The sequence below is a fragment of the Pedobacter sp. BMA genome, from assembly GCF_001027745.1.
GTDB lineage: Bacteria > Bacteroidota > Bacteroidia > Sphingobacteriales > Sphingobacteriaceae > Pedobacter.
The window spans coordinates 433,015-452,558 of the sequence record NZ_LECU01000004.1 but is presented as its reverse complement, the minus strand read 5'-3'; the positions used below and the strand labels follow the sequence as shown (position 1 = coordinate 452,558).

Annotated in this window: 17 protein-coding genes; 8 read left to right on the top strand and 9 right to left on the bottom strand. The window is 39.8% G+C overall.

All coding sequences use genetic code 11. The features are described 5' to 3' along the window. Positions 1-2: 2 nt before the first annotated feature. Genes AB669_RS08270 through mutL form a run of 4 tightly spaced genes read right to left on the bottom strand, consistent with a single transcriptional unit; the run spans position 3 to position 4,520 of the window. On the bottom strand, positions 3-1,112 hold the full coding sequence (locus AB669_RS08270) for an endonuclease/exonuclease/phosphatase family protein (RefSeq protein WP_047798803.1): 1,110 nt from the start codon (positions 1,110-1,112) through the stop codon (positions 3-5). Further along, positions 1,112-1,966 (bottom strand): rhomboid family intramembrane serine protease, encoded by an 855-nt coding sequence (locus AB669_RS08265; protein WP_047798802.1) that lies wholly within the window; start codon positions 1,964-1,966, stop codon positions 1,112-1,114. The genes AB669_RS08270 and AB669_RS08265 overlap by 1 nt, the downstream gene beginning before the upstream one ends. After that, entirely contained in the window at positions 1,959-2,678 is a 720-nt protein-coding gene (locus AB669_RS08260; RefSeq protein WP_053058334.1) for a rhomboid family intramembrane serine protease, read from the bottom strand. Before AB669_RS08260 ends, AB669_RS08265 begins: the two co-directional genes overlap by 8 nt. A 6-nt stretch (positions 2,679-2,684) precedes the next feature. Continuing rightward, a complete protein-coding gene (gene mutL / locus AB669_RS08255; RefSeq protein WP_047798801.1) occupies positions 2,685-4,520 on the bottom strand; it encodes a DNA mismatch repair endonuclease MutL in 1,836 nt (611 codons plus the stop codon). A 105-nt stretch (positions 4,521-4,625) separates the two neighbouring features. Between mutL and AB669_RS08250 the strand changes: the two genes are divergently transcribed. Together AB669_RS08250 and AB669_RS08245 are read left to right on the top strand one after the other, a co-directional pair. Beyond that, on the top strand, positions 4,626-6,260 hold the full coding sequence (locus AB669_RS08250; protein WP_047798800.1) for an amidohydrolase: 1,635 nt from the start codon (positions 4,626-4,628) through the stop codon (positions 6,258-6,260). Next, the gene (locus AB669_RS08245; RefSeq protein WP_047798799.1) at positions 6,247-8,064 is read left to right on the top strand and encodes a serine hydrolase; all 1,818 of its coding nucleotides are present in this window, start codon (positions 6,247-6,249) and stop codon (positions 8,062-8,064) included. The genes AB669_RS08250 and AB669_RS08245 overlap by 14 nt, the downstream gene beginning before the upstream one ends. 229 nt (positions 8,065-8,293) lie before the next feature. Here the strand turns inward: AB669_RS08245 and AB669_RS08240 are convergent, their stop codons facing one another. Continuing rightward, positions 8,294-9,256 (bottom strand): isopenicillin N synthase family oxygenase, encoded by a 963-nt coding sequence (locus AB669_RS08240; RefSeq protein WP_047798798.1) that lies wholly within the window; start codon positions 9,254-9,256, stop codon positions 8,294-8,296. A 256-nt stretch (positions 9,257-9,512) separates the two neighbouring features. Between AB669_RS08240 and msrA the strand changes: the two genes are divergently transcribed. Together msrA and AB669_RS08230 are read left to right on the top strand one after the other, a co-directional pair. Continuing rightward, positions 9,513-10,112 carry a peptide-methionine (S)-S-oxide reductase MsrA gene (gene msrA, locus AB669_RS08235; RefSeq protein ID WP_047798797.1) on the top strand — a complete coding sequence of 200 codons (600 nt, stop codon included), beginning with the start codon at positions 9,513-9,515 and terminating at the stop codon, positions 10,110-10,112. Between the two features lie 209 nt (positions 10,113-10,321). Then, a complete protein-coding gene (locus AB669_RS08230; protein ID WP_047798796.1) occupies positions 10,322-11,824 on the top strand; it encodes a malate:quinone oxidoreductase in 1,503 nt (500 codons plus the stop codon). 89 nt (positions 11,825-11,913) lie between these two features. On the opposite strand, the gene ytxJ is transcribed toward AB669_RS08230, so the two are convergent. From ytxJ to AB669_RS08210, 4 genes are all read right to left on the bottom strand, one after another. Beyond that, positions 11,914-12,246: a bacillithiol system redox-active protein YtxJ gene (ytxJ, locus tag AB669_RS08225; RefSeq protein ID WP_047798795.1), complete on the bottom strand. Its 333-nt coding sequence runs from the start codon at positions 12,244-12,246 to the stop codon at positions 11,914-11,916. Between the two features lie 264 nt (positions 12,247-12,510). Then, on the bottom strand, positions 12,511-13,002 hold the full coding sequence (ribH, locus tag AB669_RS08220) for a 6,7-dimethyl-8-ribityllumazine synthase (protein WP_047798794.1): 492 nt from the start codon (positions 13,000-13,002) through the stop codon (positions 12,511-12,513). A 130-nt stretch (positions 13,003-13,132) separates the two neighbouring features. Further along, positions 13,133-13,837, bottom strand: a complete 705-nt coding sequence (locus AB669_RS08215) for a LytTR family DNA-binding domain-containing protein (protein ID WP_231582647.1) — start codon at positions 13,835-13,837, stop codon at positions 13,133-13,135. A gap of 27 nt (positions 13,838-13,864) precedes the next feature. Further along, complete coding sequence (locus AB669_RS08210; RefSeq protein WP_047798792.1) at positions 13,865-15,373, bottom strand: sensor histidine kinase; 1,509 nt, start codon at positions 15,371-15,373, stop codon at positions 13,865-13,867. 164 nt (positions 15,374-15,537) lie between these two features. On the opposite strand from AB669_RS08210, the gene AB669_RS08205 reads away from it, so the two are divergent. From AB669_RS08205 to AB669_RS08190, 4 genes are all read left to right on the top strand, one after another. Beyond that, positions 15,538-15,885, top strand: a complete 348-nt coding sequence (locus AB669_RS08205; RefSeq protein ID WP_047798791.1) for a Spx/MgsR family RNA polymerase-binding regulatory protein — start codon at positions 15,538-15,540, stop codon at positions 15,883-15,885. Between the two features lie 68 nt (positions 15,886-15,953). Beyond that, complete coding sequence (locus AB669_RS08200; RefSeq protein ID WP_047798790.1) at positions 15,954-16,694, top strand: carboxypeptidase-like regulatory domain-containing protein; 741 nt, start codon at positions 15,954-15,956, stop codon at positions 16,692-16,694. Positions 16,695-16,791: 97 nt separating this feature from the next. After that, positions 16,792-18,777, top strand: coding sequence for a M1 family metallopeptidase (locus AB669_RS08195; RefSeq protein WP_047799070.1), 1,986 nt, complete (start codon positions 16,792-16,794; stop codon positions 18,775-18,777). Between the two features lie 113 nt (positions 18,778-18,890). Continuing rightward, the gene (locus tag AB669_RS08190) at positions 18,891-19,112 is read left to right on the top strand and encodes a VF530 family DNA-binding protein (protein ID WP_047798789.1); all 222 of its coding nucleotides are present in this window, start codon (positions 18,891-18,893) and stop codon (positions 19,110-19,112) included. The last annotated feature ends 432 nt before the right edge of the window (positions 19,113-19,544 follow it).

Here is a 19,544-nt window from a genome sequence, read left to right as displayed (position 1 = left end):
GTTTAAGGTTTTAATTTAATATCACTCCGGACAGGGAAATGATCTGATAACCTGGCTTCGGTGATTTTGTAATTTAACACTTCAATATCTTTTGAAGTGGCGATGTAATCAATCTGGAAATTAGGGAATTTGCCATTGTAGGTTTTGCCAAAGCCTGATCCCTTTTTAATAAAACTGTTATTAAGACTGTCAGTGATCTGTGTTACTACATAAGAAGCGGGGGTATCATTGAAATCACCGGCAATTAAATAGGGTAATTTACAAGAAGCCATTTCCTTTTTCATCATGTCTACCTGGCTACTTCGTTTCAAAAATGCACTTTTAAGCATCCTCAAAATGCGTTTTGACGGTTGCAGTTCAGTATCCATTTTTTTTACTTTATCCAGGTACTCATAATCCTGTTTTTCGAAGGATATAGACTGGAAGTGAACATTGTAAATTCTTAACGCTTTCCCTTTAACATTTAAGTCCGCATAAATGCACATGTTGCCGGGATATCCTTCATTGAAATGAATTTCTCCCTTATCCTTTATCGGGTAGCGGGAAAATATGGCGAGTCCGATCGCTTCGTAATCATTTTTGTTTGTTGGGACAAAATAGTAGTATTTGGCGTTCAGCAAGGCTTTTAAACTGTCAATGGTATCGAAATTACCTTTATATCGGGTATAAAACTCCTGGAAGCAAACCACATCGGGATTCTGGTCTTTAACTACCTGAAGCATCTTCTCCTTAACCTGTTCATCGTTATCGCCTCCGTAAAGCTTAAAGTTATGAACGTTGTAGGTCATCATCCTCACACTGTTCTCTGGTTTCTCAGCACCTCCCTCATCTCCTCCAATGGCAAACGTAGCTTTTAGCGTTTTAAAGCCTATGGCAATTACCACAATGGTTACCAGCGCGAATATCCATTTTTTGCTGATCAGCCACCAGGCAATAAAGATGATATTAATGACTAAAACAAAAGGGTAAGCCAATCCGAAAAAAGCGATAATCGCATGTTTTCTGGGGTCCATACTTCCTGCAAGTGTGCCCAGTAGCAAAAATATTGCTACCACTACAGCAACAGGCAATATCAATTTATCCAGGAAACTATACTTTTTAGTCTTCGCCATTAATCCTTACTCGCTTTAAATAACTTTTCTTTTTCTGATGCAGTTAATTTATCGTACCCGGAAGTTGATATTTTGTCTAAAATTGAATCTATTTCCTGTTGAGAAACCCCTTTAAAGTCTTGTTTTTTTACCGGAGGCTTTTCATTCTTCACCACCCTTAATTTAGGTTTTTTTTCGAATATTTTACTCCAGTCGCGACCACTTTGCAAACTTTTGATAAACAGGAAACCCAGTAGTGCGCCACCGATATGGGCCAGGCTGCCACCTGCATTTATGGAGCCTACTGCCAGGAAATCGAGAAAAAAATAAACCAGTGCAATCCATTTAATTTTTACCTCACCCAGAAAAAGCAGCATGAGGCTGTAGTTGGGAACCAGGGTTGCTGCTGCAAAAATGATGGCGTTTACTGCAGCCGAAGCCCCAACAATGCTCACCATAGCTAATCCGCCCGAATACACAGGGAAAATATTCAAAACTGCTACAGCAAAAAGTCCCCCGAATATACCACCGGCAAGGTAAACGAAATGAAACTGCCGGCTGTTCAGGAAATTCATAAAAATACTGCCGAACCAGAATAAACCCAACATGTTGAACAAAACATGTAAAATCCCGTCATGGAAAAACATATAAGTGAGCACCGTGTAGAAACGCTCAGGCAGGCGCGATATACTGGCTGGCAAACCTATGTACTGGTTAATAAATTGATCCATGCTAAAGCCCGACTGGCCTAAGAATATGAATACGCCAATAACGGACGTGATTAAAAAAATAATCACATTGATTCCGATATAAAAAAACAGTGGATTTCCAGATTGGAAAATCTTAAATTTTAAGTCTCTAACTGTATTATTCATAAAGCGTATAAAATGTATCGTTTTTATCTTTCCAGATTTTTACCAGAATAAAACCTATTAAAGCACCTCCAAGGTGGGCATAGTGTGCAACTGAATCGCCGGCAATACTTGCTACCCCCAATGATAGTTCGATTAATATATATACGGGTATAATGTATTTTGCTTTAACTGGTATAGGGATGAACATAATTAAAAGTTCTGCATTCGGATACAACATGCCAAAGGCTACAAGCAATCCGAAAATAGCTCCCGATGCACCAAGCATCCCACCAAAATATATACCGAAAAGCGTTTTAACCTGCGCCGGAGAGGCGTCTGTAGCGTTATAAAGATCACTTAAATTTAGTTTACCGCTGGCAGTAATACTTCCGACTATTTGATGAACTTCAAAAGCCTGAACTGCCCACTGTAAAAACAAAGCCCCTAATCCGGTGATGAAGTAAAAGATTAAAAATTTCTTCGGGCCCCAACGTTGCTCCAGGATACTTCCGAAGCTATACAATGCGAACATATTGAAAAATATGTGTGCCAGGCCTCCATGCATAAACATGTAACTAATCGGCTGCCAGATTTCAAACTTGGGTGAATCGAAATAGTAAACAGCCAGCAAGTCGTCTAAGTGCAGTTGTGGAAGCAGGTAAGTAGCTGCGAAAAACAGTATGTTAATGATTAGCAGGTTTTTGACAACCGGGGATATATATATGTTATTCATTGCTTTTTATTTCTCAAACTTTTTATCCAGCTCTGTTAAAGTAATGGTTTGAATAATTGGTTTTCCACTCACGCTAAAATTAGGTGTTTTACAGGCAAAAAGCTCATCAATCAAGGTATTCATTTCTTCCTGGCCTAAAGCCGTTCCTGCTTTTATTGCACTGTTTTTTGCTAGTGTTCTGGCTAAACTGTCACGTTTAGTTAACTTCAATTCTTGCTGAGAGTTTTTAAAACCTTCAATTAATTGTTCAAGGAGCTGTGTTTCATTAATATTACTGCTGCCCAAATCTACCGGAACACCCTCTACAACCAACGTGTTTTTCCCGAATTCCCTTATATCAAAACCTAAACTTTTAATGTCATCCAGCAAACTTTTCGCCAGCTCGAAGTCATTGGCGTTTAGTGTGATCGTTTGTGGAAACAAGCTTTGTTGTGAAGCCCCTTTCCGGTCATCTAAATGTACGAGAAAACGTTCGTAAAGGATGCGTTCATGTGCCATTTGCTGATCAATAACCACCAAACCCGATTTAATCTGGGAAACAATGTATCGGTTATGCAACTGCATATACTGCTTCTGTTTTGTCTCCAGCATTGGTTCTTCCTGATAAAAGGAAGTTTGCTCTACTATGGGCTGATCAACTACTTCGTATAGCGAACCCCAGTTTTTAGTACTGGGCTTTGCATCATAATTTCTTGGTGAAGACGCGTAACCTGAAGTAGAGGTAACGTCGCTTGCAAAAGGATTGAAATCCGGATTGAAATTGATGCTTGGTGGTACAATATCCTCAACAGCTTTTTGAGTAATCATATTGCTGAAACCAGTTTCCTGATCAAAATCTAATGTAGGAGCAATGTTATATCTTCCTATGGAACGTTTCACTGCCGATTTCAGAATCGCATAGATTGATTTCTCATCAAGGTACTTGATTTCTGTTTTGGTAGGATGAACATTGACATCGATTTTAGAAGGATCAATCTCAATAAATAACACATATAATGGAAAACTATCATCAGGCAACAGATCTTCAAAGGCAGAGCTCACTGCATGATTTAAATAAGAATCTTTGATAAAACGATTATTCACAAAGAAAAACTGTTCTCCGCGTGTTTTCTTGGCAAAAGCAGGTTTGCCAATGTAACCTTTAAGGTTAATAATGGTAGTTTCTTCTTCAACAGGCACTAAACGCTCATTGTAATTGTTCCCAAAAAGGTGAACCACACGTTGCTTCAGGTTTCCTTTTGGAAGATTAAAAATTTCTGTTCCGTCATGATGCAAACTGAAGAAAATAGCGGGATGTGCCAATGCTACACGTTGAAATTCATCAATGATGTGGCGCATTTCAACAGGATTACTCTTTAAAAAATTACGTCGTGCAGGAGTATTGTAAAACAGATTTTTTATCGCAATTTGGGTTCCTGCAGGGGTAGCCACGGGTTCCTGTGCTGTTACTTCAGAACCTTCGACCGAGATACAGGTGCCGATTTCATCTTCATGTCTGCGGGTTTTCATTTCCACCTGGGCAATAGCCGCAATTGAGGCCATAGCTTCGCCGCGGAAGCCCATTGTGCGGATTGCAAATAAGTCTTCAGCCTTTCTCACCTTTGATGTGGCATGGCGCTCAAAACACATCCTGGCATCCGTAACACTCATTCCGCACCCATTATCGACGATCTGAATCAATGCTTTACCAGCATCTTTTATCACTAGTTGAATTTTGTCGGCGCCCGCATCAATGGAGTTTTCGAGCAACTCCTTTACCGCAGAGGCAGGTCGTTGAACAACTTCTCCGGCAGCAATTTGATTGGCAACAGCATCAGGCAATAAGTGGATTATATCAGTCATGTATTAAGACAAAGTGAATTCGCTAAATTATGGAAAATAAGCGTAAGGATTCGGATTTGTTTAAAACTCAACATGTAAATGACGCCATTTTTCTATCTTTAAAAGATGAAAACATCCCTGTGTGCTTTGATGGTGGCCATGCTGCTTTTTTCCTGCAAAAAACGGCAGGACGTAGATACCATTGTTTTTAATGGAAAGGTGTATACTGTTAATACCGGCTTTGAAACAGTGGAAGCATTCGCTGTAAAAGATGGTAAAATTGTCGAACTCGGATCTACTGAAGATATTAAAAGCAAATATACCGCTAAACAAGAAGTTGACGTTTCCGGCAAAACGGTGTATCCTGGTTTTATTGATGCACATGCCCATTTTTATGGATACGGACAAAGTTTGCAGGCTGCAGATTTACGTGATACGAAATCATGGGAAGAGATTTTGCAGCGTTTATCGGCTTTTGCTAAAACTCACCCGGATGGTTGGATGATCGGAAACGGTTGGGATCAGAACGATTGGGCAGATAAAGCTTTTCCAACAAATGAAAAACTCACTTCACTCTTTCCTAACCGCCCTGTATTTCTTAACCGCATTGATGGTCATGCGGCTATTGCGAACCAAAAAGCGCTTGACGATGCAGGTATTAGAGGAAAGCAAGAGCTAACAGGGGGAGACATGCTTAGTATAAATGGAAAACTTACAGGTGTGCTGATTGATAATGCAGTAACGTTAGTCGAAAATAAAATCCCCTCGCCAGATGCAAAGCTTGCAGAAAAGATATTTACCGACGCCCAAAGAAACTGTTTCGCAGCAGGCCTGACCACAATTGATGATTGTGGCTTAAGTTATCTCGCCGTAGAATTTATTGAGAAACTGCAGAAGGAAAATAAACTCAAAATGCGTTTATATGTGATGCTCTCCGATCAGGAGGATAATTACAAATATCTTTTCGCCAGGGGAGCTGTGAAAACTGATCGTTTAAATGTGAGGGCCTTTAAAGTTTATGCCGATGGTGCCTTAGGATCCCGGGGTGCTTGCCTCTTACACCAATACAATGATATGCCAGGGAAAACCGGTTTTTTATTGAGTAATCCAAAACACTATGAAGATGTTGCCAGGAAAATTGCGGCTAACAACTTTCAGATGTGTACGCATGCCATTGGTGACTCTGCAAACAGAACCATCCTTAAAATCTATAACAACATTCTCAAAGGAAAGAATGATAAAAGGTGGAGAATTGAGCACGCTCAGGTGGTAAACCCAAACGATTTTGATCTGTTCGGTCAAGCGAGTGTTATACCTTCAGTGCAGCCTACTCATGCAACTTCTGATATGTATTGGGCTGGCCAGCGCCTGGGGGCTGAACGCCTCAAAAGCGCCTATGCGTATAAACAACTATTAAAGCAAAACGGATGGATTCCATTTGGTACAGATTTTCCGGTAGAAAACATTAATCCATTATTAACGTTTTATGCTGCAACGGTAAGAGAAGACGCAAAAGGTTTTCCGAAAGGAGGCTTTCAAATGGAAAATGCCCTGACCCCTGAAGAGGCATTGCGTGGGATGACCATTTGGGCAGCAAAGGCCAATTTCGAGGAAAACGAAAAAGGAAGTTTGGAAAAGGGCAAGTTTGCAGATTTTGTGATTCTCGACCGCGATATTTTAAAATCATCACCACAGCATATTTTAAAAACCAAAGTATTAAAAACCTATCTAAACGGAGAAAAAGTATATGAAGCGAAATAGATTGTTTATTCTGGCTGCGGCGAGTTTCTTTAATGTTTTATGTTTAATGGCATGCGCCCAGGAGCATACAACAAACGAAAAGAAACTTTCTGTTGCAAATTCAATTACCCAAAGTACAGTTGTATTAAATAATCAGGACTCCATTATACCGCTGAAGTCGCTCGATAAAAAAAACATAGCATCCGTGAGTCTTGGTTTTTCTTACAGCCTGGTATTTGATAGCCTGGCCAATAAATACGACAAGGTCTCTTCATTTTCTGCCAGTTCTTATAAGGATAGTGTCAACCTGAATGATCTGGAAGATGATTTAAAATATTTCAACACGATTTTAATTTCCATTGATGACCAGCATGCCAGTCAGGCAAAATATGTCAACTTCATCAACAGCATTAGCAAAACAAAAAAAGTAATACTGGCTGTATTTGGAAACGGGATTGCCTTAAGGGCATTCGACGCACTGCAAAGCCCGATTGTATGGACGGCCCAAAACAGCATCGATGCCGCGGCAATCGTTCCGCAGTATATTTTCGGGGGAATTGCTGCGGGCAATAAACTTACCACTGCTTTTTCTCCCCGTTACACCATTGGATCAGGCTTTGTTACAGTGAAAACAAGGCTTAAATATACCGTTCCGGAAGATGCTGGTTTAAACTCAAACAACCTGGCGGAAATTGATAACATTGCCGCAGAGGCCATAAGGCAGAAGGCCACCCCAGGTCTGGTGGTATTGGTAGCCAAAGACGGAAAGGTGATTTTTAATAAGGCGTATGGCACACATACCTACGATACCAATATCCCTGATAAGGTAACCGATATTTTCGACCTGGCATCGGTAACCAAAGTTACTGCTACAACTCCTTCTGTAATGCGTTTGTTTGAAGAAGGGAAGTTAAAGCTCGATACCAATATTGGCGCCTATATTCCTAAAGCACGAACTTCGCCCATGAACAATATTCAGGTGCGCGAGGTGATGTTGCACCAGGCAGGTTTTATCCCTTACATTCCTTTTCATGATTACGTAAAAACCGGCGATTACAGCAGAGATTCGTCAGCTGCTTTCCCGACCAAAGTAGCCGATAATTATTACATCAAGAAGGGTTTCTTTAAAGATTTTATGTGGCCAAAAATGCTTAATTCGCCTATAAAAACCCGGGGTAAATATGTTTATAGCGATATCAGCATGTATGTAATGAAAGATATTGTGGAGCACATTAGTGAGGAACCGCTGAATCAGTATACTTATGACAATTTCTATAAGCCCCTTGGGATGCAAACTGCCGGCTTCTTACCCAGAAACCGCTTCAAGCCCGAGCAGATTATCCCTACGGAACAGGATACCTATTTCAGAAAAACCCTTTTAGTGGGATATGTTCACGATCAGGGCGCGGCGTTAGCCGGAGGTGTTTCAGGGCATGCAGGTTTATTTGCCAGTGCAAATGACCTCGCAATAATATACCAGATGTTGCTTAACCGTGGAAGTTATGGTGGAAAGGAATACTTTAAGCCGCAAACTGTTGATATGTTCACTTCAAAACAGTCCAACGTTAGCCGACGTGGTTTGGGCTTTGACCGGTGGGATCCGGATACAAGCAAACATTATCCTTCAAACTTAGCTTCCCCTCAAACTTACGGACATACAGGCTACACCGGTACCTGTGTTTGGGTTGACCCTTCACGTGGGCTGGTCTACGTATTTTTATCAAACAGGGTGAATCCAACTGTTACAGATAAACTATCTAATTTGAAAATTAGAGGAAGGATACAGGATGTGGTAAATAAAGCAATCGATGGATCCGTTAAGTAGCATTGATGTGATTTTGCTTATATCCTTCTCTTATTTCGTGCACTATTTTAATACCTGTCAGTAACCCTTCCATAACCTATTCTTAACCCTGGGGGTTACCAAAGGGTTAAGGATAGGTTACCAATGGGTTAACAATAGGTAAGGAAAGGGTTAACAATAGGTACAGAAAAGGTAAGCGAGGTGTTAACATGGTACGAACAAAAGGTTAACTTTCATTTGCAAAAAGAGCCTACATCTTCAATCCAATCTCTCTAAGTCGCTCATCCAGATATTCACCTGCAGTCATATCGCTATATGCTTTCGGGTGTTCGGCATCGATAGTAGAAGGTAAGCTGGTTAAATCCATATTGCTGCGGGGATGAAGGAAAAACGGAACCGAAAAACGCGAAGTTTTCATCAGTTCGCGTGGAGGATTCACCACCCTGTGTGTAGTCGATTTTAACTTATTGTTAGTTAAGCGTTGCAGCATATCACCAACATTAACTACAATATCCGTATGGTGTGCCTTAATCGGCAACCACTCATTACTTCTGGTCAAAACCTCCAAACCATCGGCACTGGCACCAATGAGCAAGGTAATCAGGTTAATATCCTCATGGGCACCTGCGCGTACAGCGTCATCAGCAATTAATTCAGGGTTTTCAATAGGGAAGTAGTGGATCCCTCTTAAAATCGAGTTTCCATTGTGAACATGCTTATCGAAATAATCTACAGGAAGCTCCAGATAGGTTGCAATAGCCCTTAATAAGTGAGTTCCGTTTTCCTGTAACTTTCTATAAATCTCACCTGTTATCGGATTAAATTCAGGTAACTCTTCCAGGACTTCATTATCAGGATATTCATTTTTAACAGGGTCACCATCGCTAACTTCCTGGCCAATCTGCCAGAATTCTTTTAAATCCGGTGTTTTAGCACCCTTTGCAGTTTCTTTACCTGCACTCGTATAGCCACGCTGACCTGCCAGTTCAGGTTTCTCATATTTTCTTTTGATTTCAACAGGCAGCGAGAAAGCGGCTTTAATATTTTCGTAAAGCTTATCAATTAATTCCTGACTTAAACCATGATTGGTAATTGTTACGAAACCCGAATCGTTGAAGGCGCGGCCTAATTCATCAGAAAATTTTTTGCGTTCTTCTTCAGTACCGTTGATGTACGAGCCTAAATCCAAACAAGGAATATACGGTGTAGACATGTTTCTGTTTTTTATGTTCTTACGAATTTAGAAAAAGAATTGTTAATAAGTGTGATTCCAGGTGTAGAATTACGTTTAAATTGCTGATATTTATTTGTTTAAGTTATTAACATCGGCGACTAAATATTACCTGATTTACGATTGTCATGCGAAATCCATTATTAAATCGCATGAAACTTTAGCGCCTTAAATTTCGTAGTATATAATGAAGCTATAGCGGTAAACTGCTTTCTTTTTATTAACGTAAATACACAACATGAAAAAACTAATTTTGATATTATTGTCCGTTTTATCACTAAGCCAGGCGAATGCTCAGGGTAAAAAAACGGAGAAAGCAACATTTGGTATGGGATGTTTCTGGTGTACTGAAGCGATCTTTCAGCGATTGAAAGGGGTGACTTCGGTAAAATCGGGATACGAAGGCGGTACATTAAGTAATCCAACCTATGAAGAGGTTTGTACTGGAGCTACCGGTCATGCAGAAGTTCTCGAAATTAACTATAACCCATCGGTGATTTCTTACGAAGATTTGCTGGAGGTATTCTGGAAAAGCCACGACCCTACCACTTTGAACAGGCAGGGGGCAGATTCAGGAACCCAATACCGCTCAGTTATTTTTTATCACAATGCAGAGCAAAAAGCACTGGCAGAGAAATATAAGGCAGAGTTAAATAAAACCAATGCCTTTGGAAAAAAGGTAGTAACTGCAATAGAAGCAGCAAAGCCCTTTTACGTTGCTGAAAATTACCATCAGGACTACTACCTTAAAAACGGTAGTGAACCCTATTGCCGGTTAGTAATTCTTCCCAAAATGCAAAAGCTGGAAAAGGTTTTTAAAGCCAAACTGAAAAATTAAAAAGAAGATCCTGCGCATCAAGCGTGGGATTTTTTATTTAATAGCTAACCATCTTAACGGTTTTGCAATTTTTGGTCTGTTCTTTGTTAAAATCATAGAATAGATTTGACTATTTTTTCATTTCTTATCAATTTTTTTATAGTTTTAAGCACCTAAAAAAGAAGCGTCTTTGCGACGCCTTTTTAAGGGATGTAACTCCTTTAATTCAAATGACTAAAAAGAAAAAGACAGTTGGTAAAACTGACGCAGATGTAATTCTAATTGGCGCTGGTATTATGAGCGCAACACTTGGAGTTTTGTTAAAGCAATTAGAACCCGGTTTAAGTATCGAAATTTACGAACGTCTGGACGTAGCAGCAGCTGAAAGTTCTGATGCATGGAATAATGCTGGTACAGGGCACTCTGCTTTTTGTGAATTGAATTACACGCCGGAGAAAAAGGATGGCTCTGTCGAAATAAAAAAAGCTGTTCAAATCGCTGAAAATTTCGAAGTATCCAAACAGTTCTGGGCTTACCTGGTAGAGAAAGGTTTGGTTTCACTTCCTGAGAACTTTATTCGTAAAATTCCACACATGAGTTTTGTATGGGGTAAAAAGAATGTCGACTACCTAAAAAAACGCTATGATGCACTTACAAGTTGCGACCTTTTTAGCGAAATGCAATATACTGAAGATGTAGATACGGTTAAATCCTGGGCGCCTCTTATTATCGATGGACGTAAAAAAGGCGAAAAACTGGCTGCAACTAAAATGGATCTAGGTACAGATGTAAACTTCGGCACGTTAACGCGTGATATGTTTAACAATCTGAAAGATCAAAGTGATGTTAACCTTTATTTTAATCACGAAATACGTGACTTAAAGAAAAATAAAGATGGCAACTGGATTGTAAAAGTTAAAGACTTAGCTACTAATGAAAAACGTAAACGCGTAGCCAAATTTGTTTTCATTGGCGCGGGCGGTGGCTCTCTTCCTTTGTTAGAGAAATCAGATATACCGGAAGGCAAAGGCTTCGGGGGATTTCCTGTAAGTGGACAATGGTTAAAATGCACCAACGAGGAGATTATTAAACAGCATCATGCCAAGGTTTATGGTAAAGCCGCAGTAGGTGCTCCGCCTATGTCGGTGCCACATCTAGATACCAGAATGATCAACGGGAAGCAGGCGTTACTGTTTGGTCCTTACGCAGGGTTTTCAACTAAATTCCTGAAAAACGGATCGTTTCTCGATTTGCCTAAATCTATAAAGTTTAATAATATTCGTCCGATGATTTCGGCGGGTTTGCATAACCTTGATCTGACCAAATACCTTATTGATCAGGTAAGACAATCACCTGAAGATCGTTTAGAAGCACTTAAGGAATATCTGCCAACTGCAGAATTAAAAGACTGGGAGCTGGAATATGCAGGGCAGCGCGTTCAGGTGATCAAAAAAGATGAGAAGAAAGGTGGTGTACTGGAATTTGGAACAGAGGTGGTGAGTGCTGCCGATGGTTCAATTGCCGCATTATTAGGTGCCTCTCCAGGTGCATCCACTGCCGTTTCTATTATGCTGGAGCTGCTTGAGAGGTGTTTTAAAGAAGATCTGGCTACGGATGAGTGGCAGGCTAAAATTAAAGACATGATTCCAACCTACGGTAAGGAACTGGCTAAAGACGCTGCGCTTTGTAAACAAACTAGAGAAAGAACTACAGCGGTACTAAAGATTGGTTAAGTAGGATAAGCTGGAAGTATCCAATGCTGATCACCACAAATCGAGATATCAACAACAAAAAAGCCGAATCGATGATTCGGCTTTTTTTATTATGCTGCGATTACCTCGGCAACCTCTTCTGCTGAAATGTCGCTGTGTGAAGCTTCCAGAACGCAATCACCGTTTTTGATTAGTAAAATCTGCGGCGATTGATGTGTTACCTGAAACAGACTTGCAACTTCGTTGGAAATGTCACGATAACTGATCAAATCAAGGAAATAGAGCTTTGTGTCTTCAGGAATAACATCCCAGCTAAATTCGAAATTTCTTTTCGCCATCATACTGATGGAGCAGCGTGTACTATGTTTGAAAATAAGATTATAGCCACTGTCGGCTTTTATCTCATTCAGTTGATCTAATGAGGTTAAATTTACCCAGGTCATGATATGAATTTTTTTACAGGTTTAACAAATGCAAAAGAATAAAGTTCTGCGAATGACCTGCAAATGAAAAAGCAAGAATAGTTAGATTAGTTTCTTCTGCGTTTGCCTTCAGGATATGATCCATAAGCAGGGCAAAGCTTGTTTGAACAAGATTCTAAAATGGTTATGGTGCTGAACACCGCCAATAATAATATGGCTACTTTTTTCATCTGATGAAGTATATTTTAATAAGCTAAGATACAAATAGTATTATGAAAAGCAATTTTAAATATTAGCTGAAAAATCGGCCATTTTGATAGCAGTAATTGCTGCCTCATCACCTTTGTTGCCATGTTTTCCTCCTGCACGATCTTGTGCCTGTTCCAGGTTATTGGTTGTCAATACGCCAAATATTACAGGTTTGCTGTACTTGATCCCCACATTTGTAGTGCCTTGAGCCACAGCATCACAAATAAAATCAAAATGTTTGGTATCCCCCTGAATTACACAACCCAAACAAATAACCGCATCTATGTCGCTTCTTTTGCTCAGTAAAATTTCCGCACCTCCGGTTAATTCGAAACTTCCAGGTACAGGTAAAGAGGTAATGTTCTCTTCTTTTACGCCATTTTCCAGGAGTGTTTTCAAGGCACCGTTGTATAATGCGCCTGTAATTTCAGCATTCCACTCGGCAACAATAATTCCAATTTTATAGTTAGCACCACTTGGAACTGTAGTATGCGAGAAGTCGGATAGATTTTTTAATTGTGTTGACATGGGGCAAAGATAAGTCTAAGTGTTGAATCTTTGAAATAGAAATGTTTACAGCTTGCAACATTTATTGTAGTCGCTTTTAAAACCAAGCCCCCTAACGCATGATTTTGCAGCTGGAAACAATATTCACGGCTCAAATCAATTGTAAATTCTGGTAAGTTGCCCCTATAGGAATAATCTTTTCGCTAATCCAGATCTGATTCCGGTCGAATTTGCTGATCTTTTTTTTTGGAACAATAAATGCCCTGTGGCACCTAATAAAATCGCTTTTCGGAAGCAGTTCCGCTAAATCGTTAATGGTAATGCGCGAGCTAATCAGTTTGCTGTCGGTTTGTATTTGGGTATAATTTCCAGAGGCTTCCACATATTGTATATCACTTAATTCAACCCGAATTTGTTCATAACCATCTTTTACAAATATATAGCCTAATGAGGTTTCCTGCCGCTGATTTCGCAGATCAAATAACTCCTGGGCTTTATTGCAGGCCTTTAAAAAACGGGAAAGTGAAAAAGGTTTTAACAAATAATCAACAGCATCGAGTTCAAAACTTTGCACGGCGTGTTCAGTGTACGCCGTAGTAAAAATAACCATCGGTGCATTGGTTAAACTCTTCAGAAATTCTATACCACTGATATCCGGCATTTTAATATCAAGAAATATCAGGTCTGCTTTATTTTGTTGTAGATAGGTTGTCGCCAGAAAAGCATCTGTGAAAACCTGCTTCAAATCAATGAACGGAACTTTTGAAGCATGCGATTGAATGATTTCAAGGGCAATCGGTTCGTCATCTATAGCAATAGCGGTCATGATAGTTGTATCGTCAGTAATAAAATTCAATCTTTTGCGCTGCGGCTTAGCAAAATACTAATCCAGCTGCAATGTCAAATGTACAAAAAACTCACTGGCGCTTTCACGGATAATCAGTTCATGTTTTCCAATATAAAGCATCGCTAAACGTTTTTTTACATTTTCAAGTCCAATGCCACTTTTCAGCTTTTCCGGATCATTATCCGCTTTAATATATATGCTGTTGCTTACGTCAAAATATAAAGTGCTTTCTTTGGTTTGAAGGCTTATCTTAATATATGAAGGTTGCTGTAAACTGATCCCGTGCTTAAAGGCATTCTCCACAAAGGGGATTAAAAGCATCGGAGTGATCTGCAAATTGCCAAACTGCTCTTCAATATGTGTTTCAATCCTGATGTCTGCCGAGCGGGAGGTTCTTAGCTTTTGCAAATCAATGTAGTTGCTCAGGTATTCTACTTCACGTGTCAAAGAGATTTTATCAAGGGTATTCTCATGTAACATGAAACGCATCATATCTCCCAGCTTCTGTATTCCTTCTCCGGTACGGTCGGCATTTTCCTGTAATGCAGTGCCATATAATGTATTTAGGGCGTTAAACAGAAAGTGCGGATTGATCTGCGATTGCAGGAAACTCAGGCTCGCATCCGATTTGCCAAGCTCCGTTTTCAAAGTGTTTAATTCAGCATCGTTAGAGATTCTCTTTTTATATAAATACCAGCACAGTGGCGCGCTTAGAAGTAATTGCGTTGGAATATTAAACAGAAAAACAATCAGGGCACCTTCTACACGGCCGTTGAATACTAAAAGTCCAATCAGCGATACAGGAACAGAAAGCAGTAAACTTGCCAGCAATATACTGAAGAGGTATTTACGGAATTTTTTGCCGCTTAAAGCTAGTTTTGGAATCAGGTAGTAAAGCGAGTAGATGCCTATTCCTATGGCGCTGAAAATCACCAGCGTCCATATGGTACACACTTCATAAGGGGCGTCGGTTATTAACAATAGTAACATTCCAATTAACCAGAAGGCCAGGCCGGAGGCAATATCCGCCTTAACTTTGTTTTGCTTGCTGCCAAGCTCATCATCTGAATTAATCAGGCTGATAATAAGCGATTTGATCAGGATGTAAACCGTAATGATAATGACAATAAGAAAGGAATTATAGAAACTTTTGAAGAAGATATGGTTATAGGCTTGTTGCAGTGAATCGTAACTCACCAGTTCGTAGGCTAAACTATAGGTGCGGCTAATGCCAATGATCATGGTAGTAGCCCAGATCAGTACAAGAATAGAAAGGTAATGCCATATAGGTTTCTCTTTCTTTATTACCGAAGGGATGATATAAAAATTTAGCAGTAGAAAGTTGAGGTACAAAACGGTTATGATGATCACCTCAGGTATAAAGTAGTTTGTAAAGCTCGAATAAGAAATGTGCTCATCGTAAAAACGCACCCAGTTTTCGTTATGATGCTGATCAACAGTGTTGGATATTAACCTGATGAAAAGACATAGATAAATGATGCCCGATATCCAAAACTCTGCTTTGTTTAAATCTTTAAGTTTCATACTGAAATATTTGATGATACAATGTTAGTAAGCCAGGCGCACTATATCTATAAAATGTGACGGATGACTAAAAAAAAGTGACAGATGATTTAAATTGTAAAGAACATCCCCGGTTTATTAACTTTGCAACCATTCATTCACCCACAAATCCAATCATTACAGGCATGATCGTATACGGAATCCCTAATTGCAATACAGTAAAAAAATCACTCGACTGGCTAAAATCACACCAGATAGAATTTGAATTTCATGATTTTAAAAAGAAAGGCATCACTGCAGAAAAGCTTAAGGAGTGGTTCAAGGTTTTTGGATGGGAAACAGTTCTAAACAAAAAGGGACTTACCTGGAAAAAGTTATCTAAAGAAGAGCAGGCTGCGCTTGATAATGAGGATAAGGTAATTGTATACCTGATTGACAATACCAGTGCGATAAAACGTCCGGTTATTGAGAAAGATGGTCACGCCATTTTAATTTCTTTTGACGAAAACCAATACGCTAAAACACTTGTCTAGACCAGTTGTTGTATTGTTAAAGTTTGTTAAAAGCAAACGTTGGATGTTTAACTAAGTTACTTTTGAATATGTATAAGCTGATCGTTTTTATTTTACTGGCATTGCCATTTGGCGCCCTTGCGCAATCCGTTACTACCGGAACAGTTTTCGACTATTCAAAAAAAACACTTTCCCTGCCCGGTGTTACCATTCGTAACTTAAACAGTAAAAAAACATCTTCTACCAATAAGGAAGGGAAATATACGATTGCAGCAAACGTTGGTGATTTAATAGAGTTTTCTGCTGTCGGTTATCACACTGATACATTATACCTCACCAATCTTTTAAACAGAACTATTTATTTACCAGTTAAATCTACTAACCTTGCCGACGTAAACGTAGAGGCCGTTCGCATGAACAGTCAGATTACTGATGCTAAAGATCCGCTTGCAGAAAAATATACTTTGTTAAGTACCGGAGGGAACCTGAACCGTAAAAGAATGACGGATAAGGTAGGGGGCTTGAACCTGAATTTAGGCTATGGAAAATATAAAAGAGAACAGCGTAAAGAAGCAGATTTGCAGGAAAAGGAAATGTACCAGCAGGAGATTGATGAAAACTTCAGTGAGAAAGCCATTACCGATTTGACTAAGTTACAGGGGACAGAACTTAAAAACTTCATGATTCTTTACCGTCCCTCGGTAGAGGCTGTAAAAGCAGACCGCCCATATCGTTATGCTTTCCATATTTCAAGAGCATTTGTTGCGTGGCAAAAGCTAACACCTGAGCAAAGAAAGCTTCAGGATTTGCCAAAGCTAAAAACCAACTAATCATCACACACTTCTTAAAACAGGTAACAATATAACCACATTTCTTTACTGAATGTGGTTTTTTTTATATTTACAGCCTGTAAACCTTATTATTATCATGAAAATTACTAACCTCATAGGTCTGTGTTTGTCGTGTTGTGTATTTGCTTTTTCGGCAAATGCTCAACAAGCCGCACAACCTGTAACAACTCCAACAAATTATAATCCCTCAGAAGCGTTCGATCCATTGTTTTATACTCAGAATGGCAATGAGTTTCGTTCTGCTATTGGTGCTCCTGGGCCTAAATACTGGCAAAACAGGGTAGACTATAATATAACCGCTAACCTGGACGACACCAAAAGTCTGGTGACAGGTACGGTAACCATTACCTATAAAAACAATAGTCCTGATAAATTGCCATACTTATGGCTGCAACTTGATCAGAATACTTTTAAGGAAGATTCGCGGGGTAAAACGATTACACCTGCCCGTAGCCGATACGGTGCGCAAGGCGAAAAGTTTGATGGCGGATACAAAATCGGTACAATCAGTGTTGCACAGAAAGCTGCAGCAGTAAAATTTACCTCATTAATTGAAGATACACGCATGCAAATCCGCCTGGATCAGCCCCTTGCGGCTAATGGCGATGTTGTAACTATCAAACTGGACTATTCTTATACCGTTCCAAAAGAGGGATCGGACAGAACAGGACACTTAACGACCAAAAACGGAGAAATCTTCGCTATCGCACAATGGTTTCCGCGGATGTGTGTTTATGATGATGTTATAGGTTGGAACACTTTGCCATATTGGGGCGGAGGAGAGTTTTATTGCGAATATGGCGATATCAATTTTGCCATCACCGCTCCGGCGAGTCATATTGTGATGGGCTCCGGCGAATTATTGAATCCACAGGAGGTTTTCACTGCCACGCAACTGCAGCGCTGGAATGCTGCAAAAGCAAGCGATGCCACTGTGCATATCAGAACAGAAAGCGAAGTAACTGATCCGTCTTCCCGACCTTCAAAAGATAAACTGACCTGGAAATTTAAAATATTAAATGCCCGTGATGCAGCCTGGGCTTCATCAAAATCCTTTGTTCTGGATGCGGCACGTATCAATTTGCCAAGTGGTAAAAAATCGCTTGCAGTGTCGGCCCAACCAATAGAAAGTAATGGTGCTGATGGTTATGGCCGTGGCGTAGAATATGTAAAATCAACGATCGAACATTATTCCACCAAATGGTTCGAGTATCCATATCCTATGGCAGTGAATGTGGCCACAAATATTGGAGGGATGGAATATCCGGGTATCGTATTTTGTGGATGGAAAGCAAAGAATGGCAGTGCATGGGGAGTTATCGATCATGAGTTTGGCCATACCTGGTTCCCGATGATTGTTGGATCTAATGAAAGAAAATACGGCTGGATGGATGAAGGTTTTAATACTTTCATTAACGGTATATCATCTAAAAACTTCAATAAAGGGGAATATGCTGAACGTCCTGCTGATATGAACCGAATCGGTAAATCAGTAATTGGTAACCCGGTTTACGAAAATATTATGCAAATGCCTGATGGAATGATTGAGAGGAATATTGGTGTTAATCTTTACAGCAAACCAGGATGGGGTCTGGATCTTCTAAGAGACCAGATTTTGGGTGAAGATCGTTTCGATTATGCATTCCGCCAGTATATTAAAAACTGGGCATTTAAACACCCAACCCCTTTCGACTTTTTCCGCTCTATGGAAAACGGTGCCGGAGAGGATTTAGCATGGTTCTGGAGAAGCTGGTTCTTAAACAGCTGGAAAATGGATCAGGCAATTTCTAAAGTTGATGTGGTTAAAAACAATGATGCCATCAATGGTTACAACATCACTGTGGCCAATCTGGAGAAAATGCCAATGCCAATTATCCTTCAGGTAAAAACCAAAAGTGGTAAAACAGATATCATTAAAATACCTGTAGATGTTTGGATGAAAAATACCACCTGGTTGGTGCGCTATCCAACAACAGAAGAAGTGGTTTCAGTTACTTTAGACCCGAATAAGGTTTTGCCTGACTCAAATCCGGATAACAATACCTGGACAGCAGGAAACTAGAAACAAGAATGTTAATTTAGCCGCAGATGATCAGATTTAATCAAAGTCTGGCAATCTGCGGTTTTTTATTGTTTGTAAATCAACTTCCAACCAGTTTAATTTAACTTTGCACCATGGCCGAGCAGCAGAAAAACAATCCACTTCACGGAATTACACTGGAAAAGATCGTTACCGATTTACATGTTCATTATGGATGGGAAAAACTGGGAAGCCTGATCCGGATAGATTGTTTCAACAGTAACCCGACTATAAAATCAAGTCTTAAATTTTTACGCAGAATGCCCTGGGCCAGAAAAAAGGTAGAGGATTTGTTCTTAGATACTTTTCATTCGTAAATTTCCAGTTAGATTAATACTTCAGAAAACCACTAAATTCAGTTCGGTCTATCCGGTAGATTCGTAGTATCGTAGTAGTACCGTCGCAGGTAACTCGTTTGGGTTTTCCCTGCACTTTCCTTGCACATTCCTTGCATCATGTTTGGGTAAATGCATGGAAAACCCATTAGAAACGCATTTAAACCCCCTTTTTATTGGTAAAACCCCCTTAAACCCGCCGCGAGAGGACTTTTTTAAAATGGCATAACTGCAAAAAGTCATCCTGGAGCCATGAATATGGAAAATTGCTGCACATGATTTATCTTAAAACGACCTGCTCCAAAATTTTTCTCCTAACCCCTTGATTTATAAAAAGAATTGTTCTACTTTTGCAGTCCGTTTTATAGGCTATCTGAAAGGAAGCCGGGGGAGCGGTAAATTTTTAATAAAAAA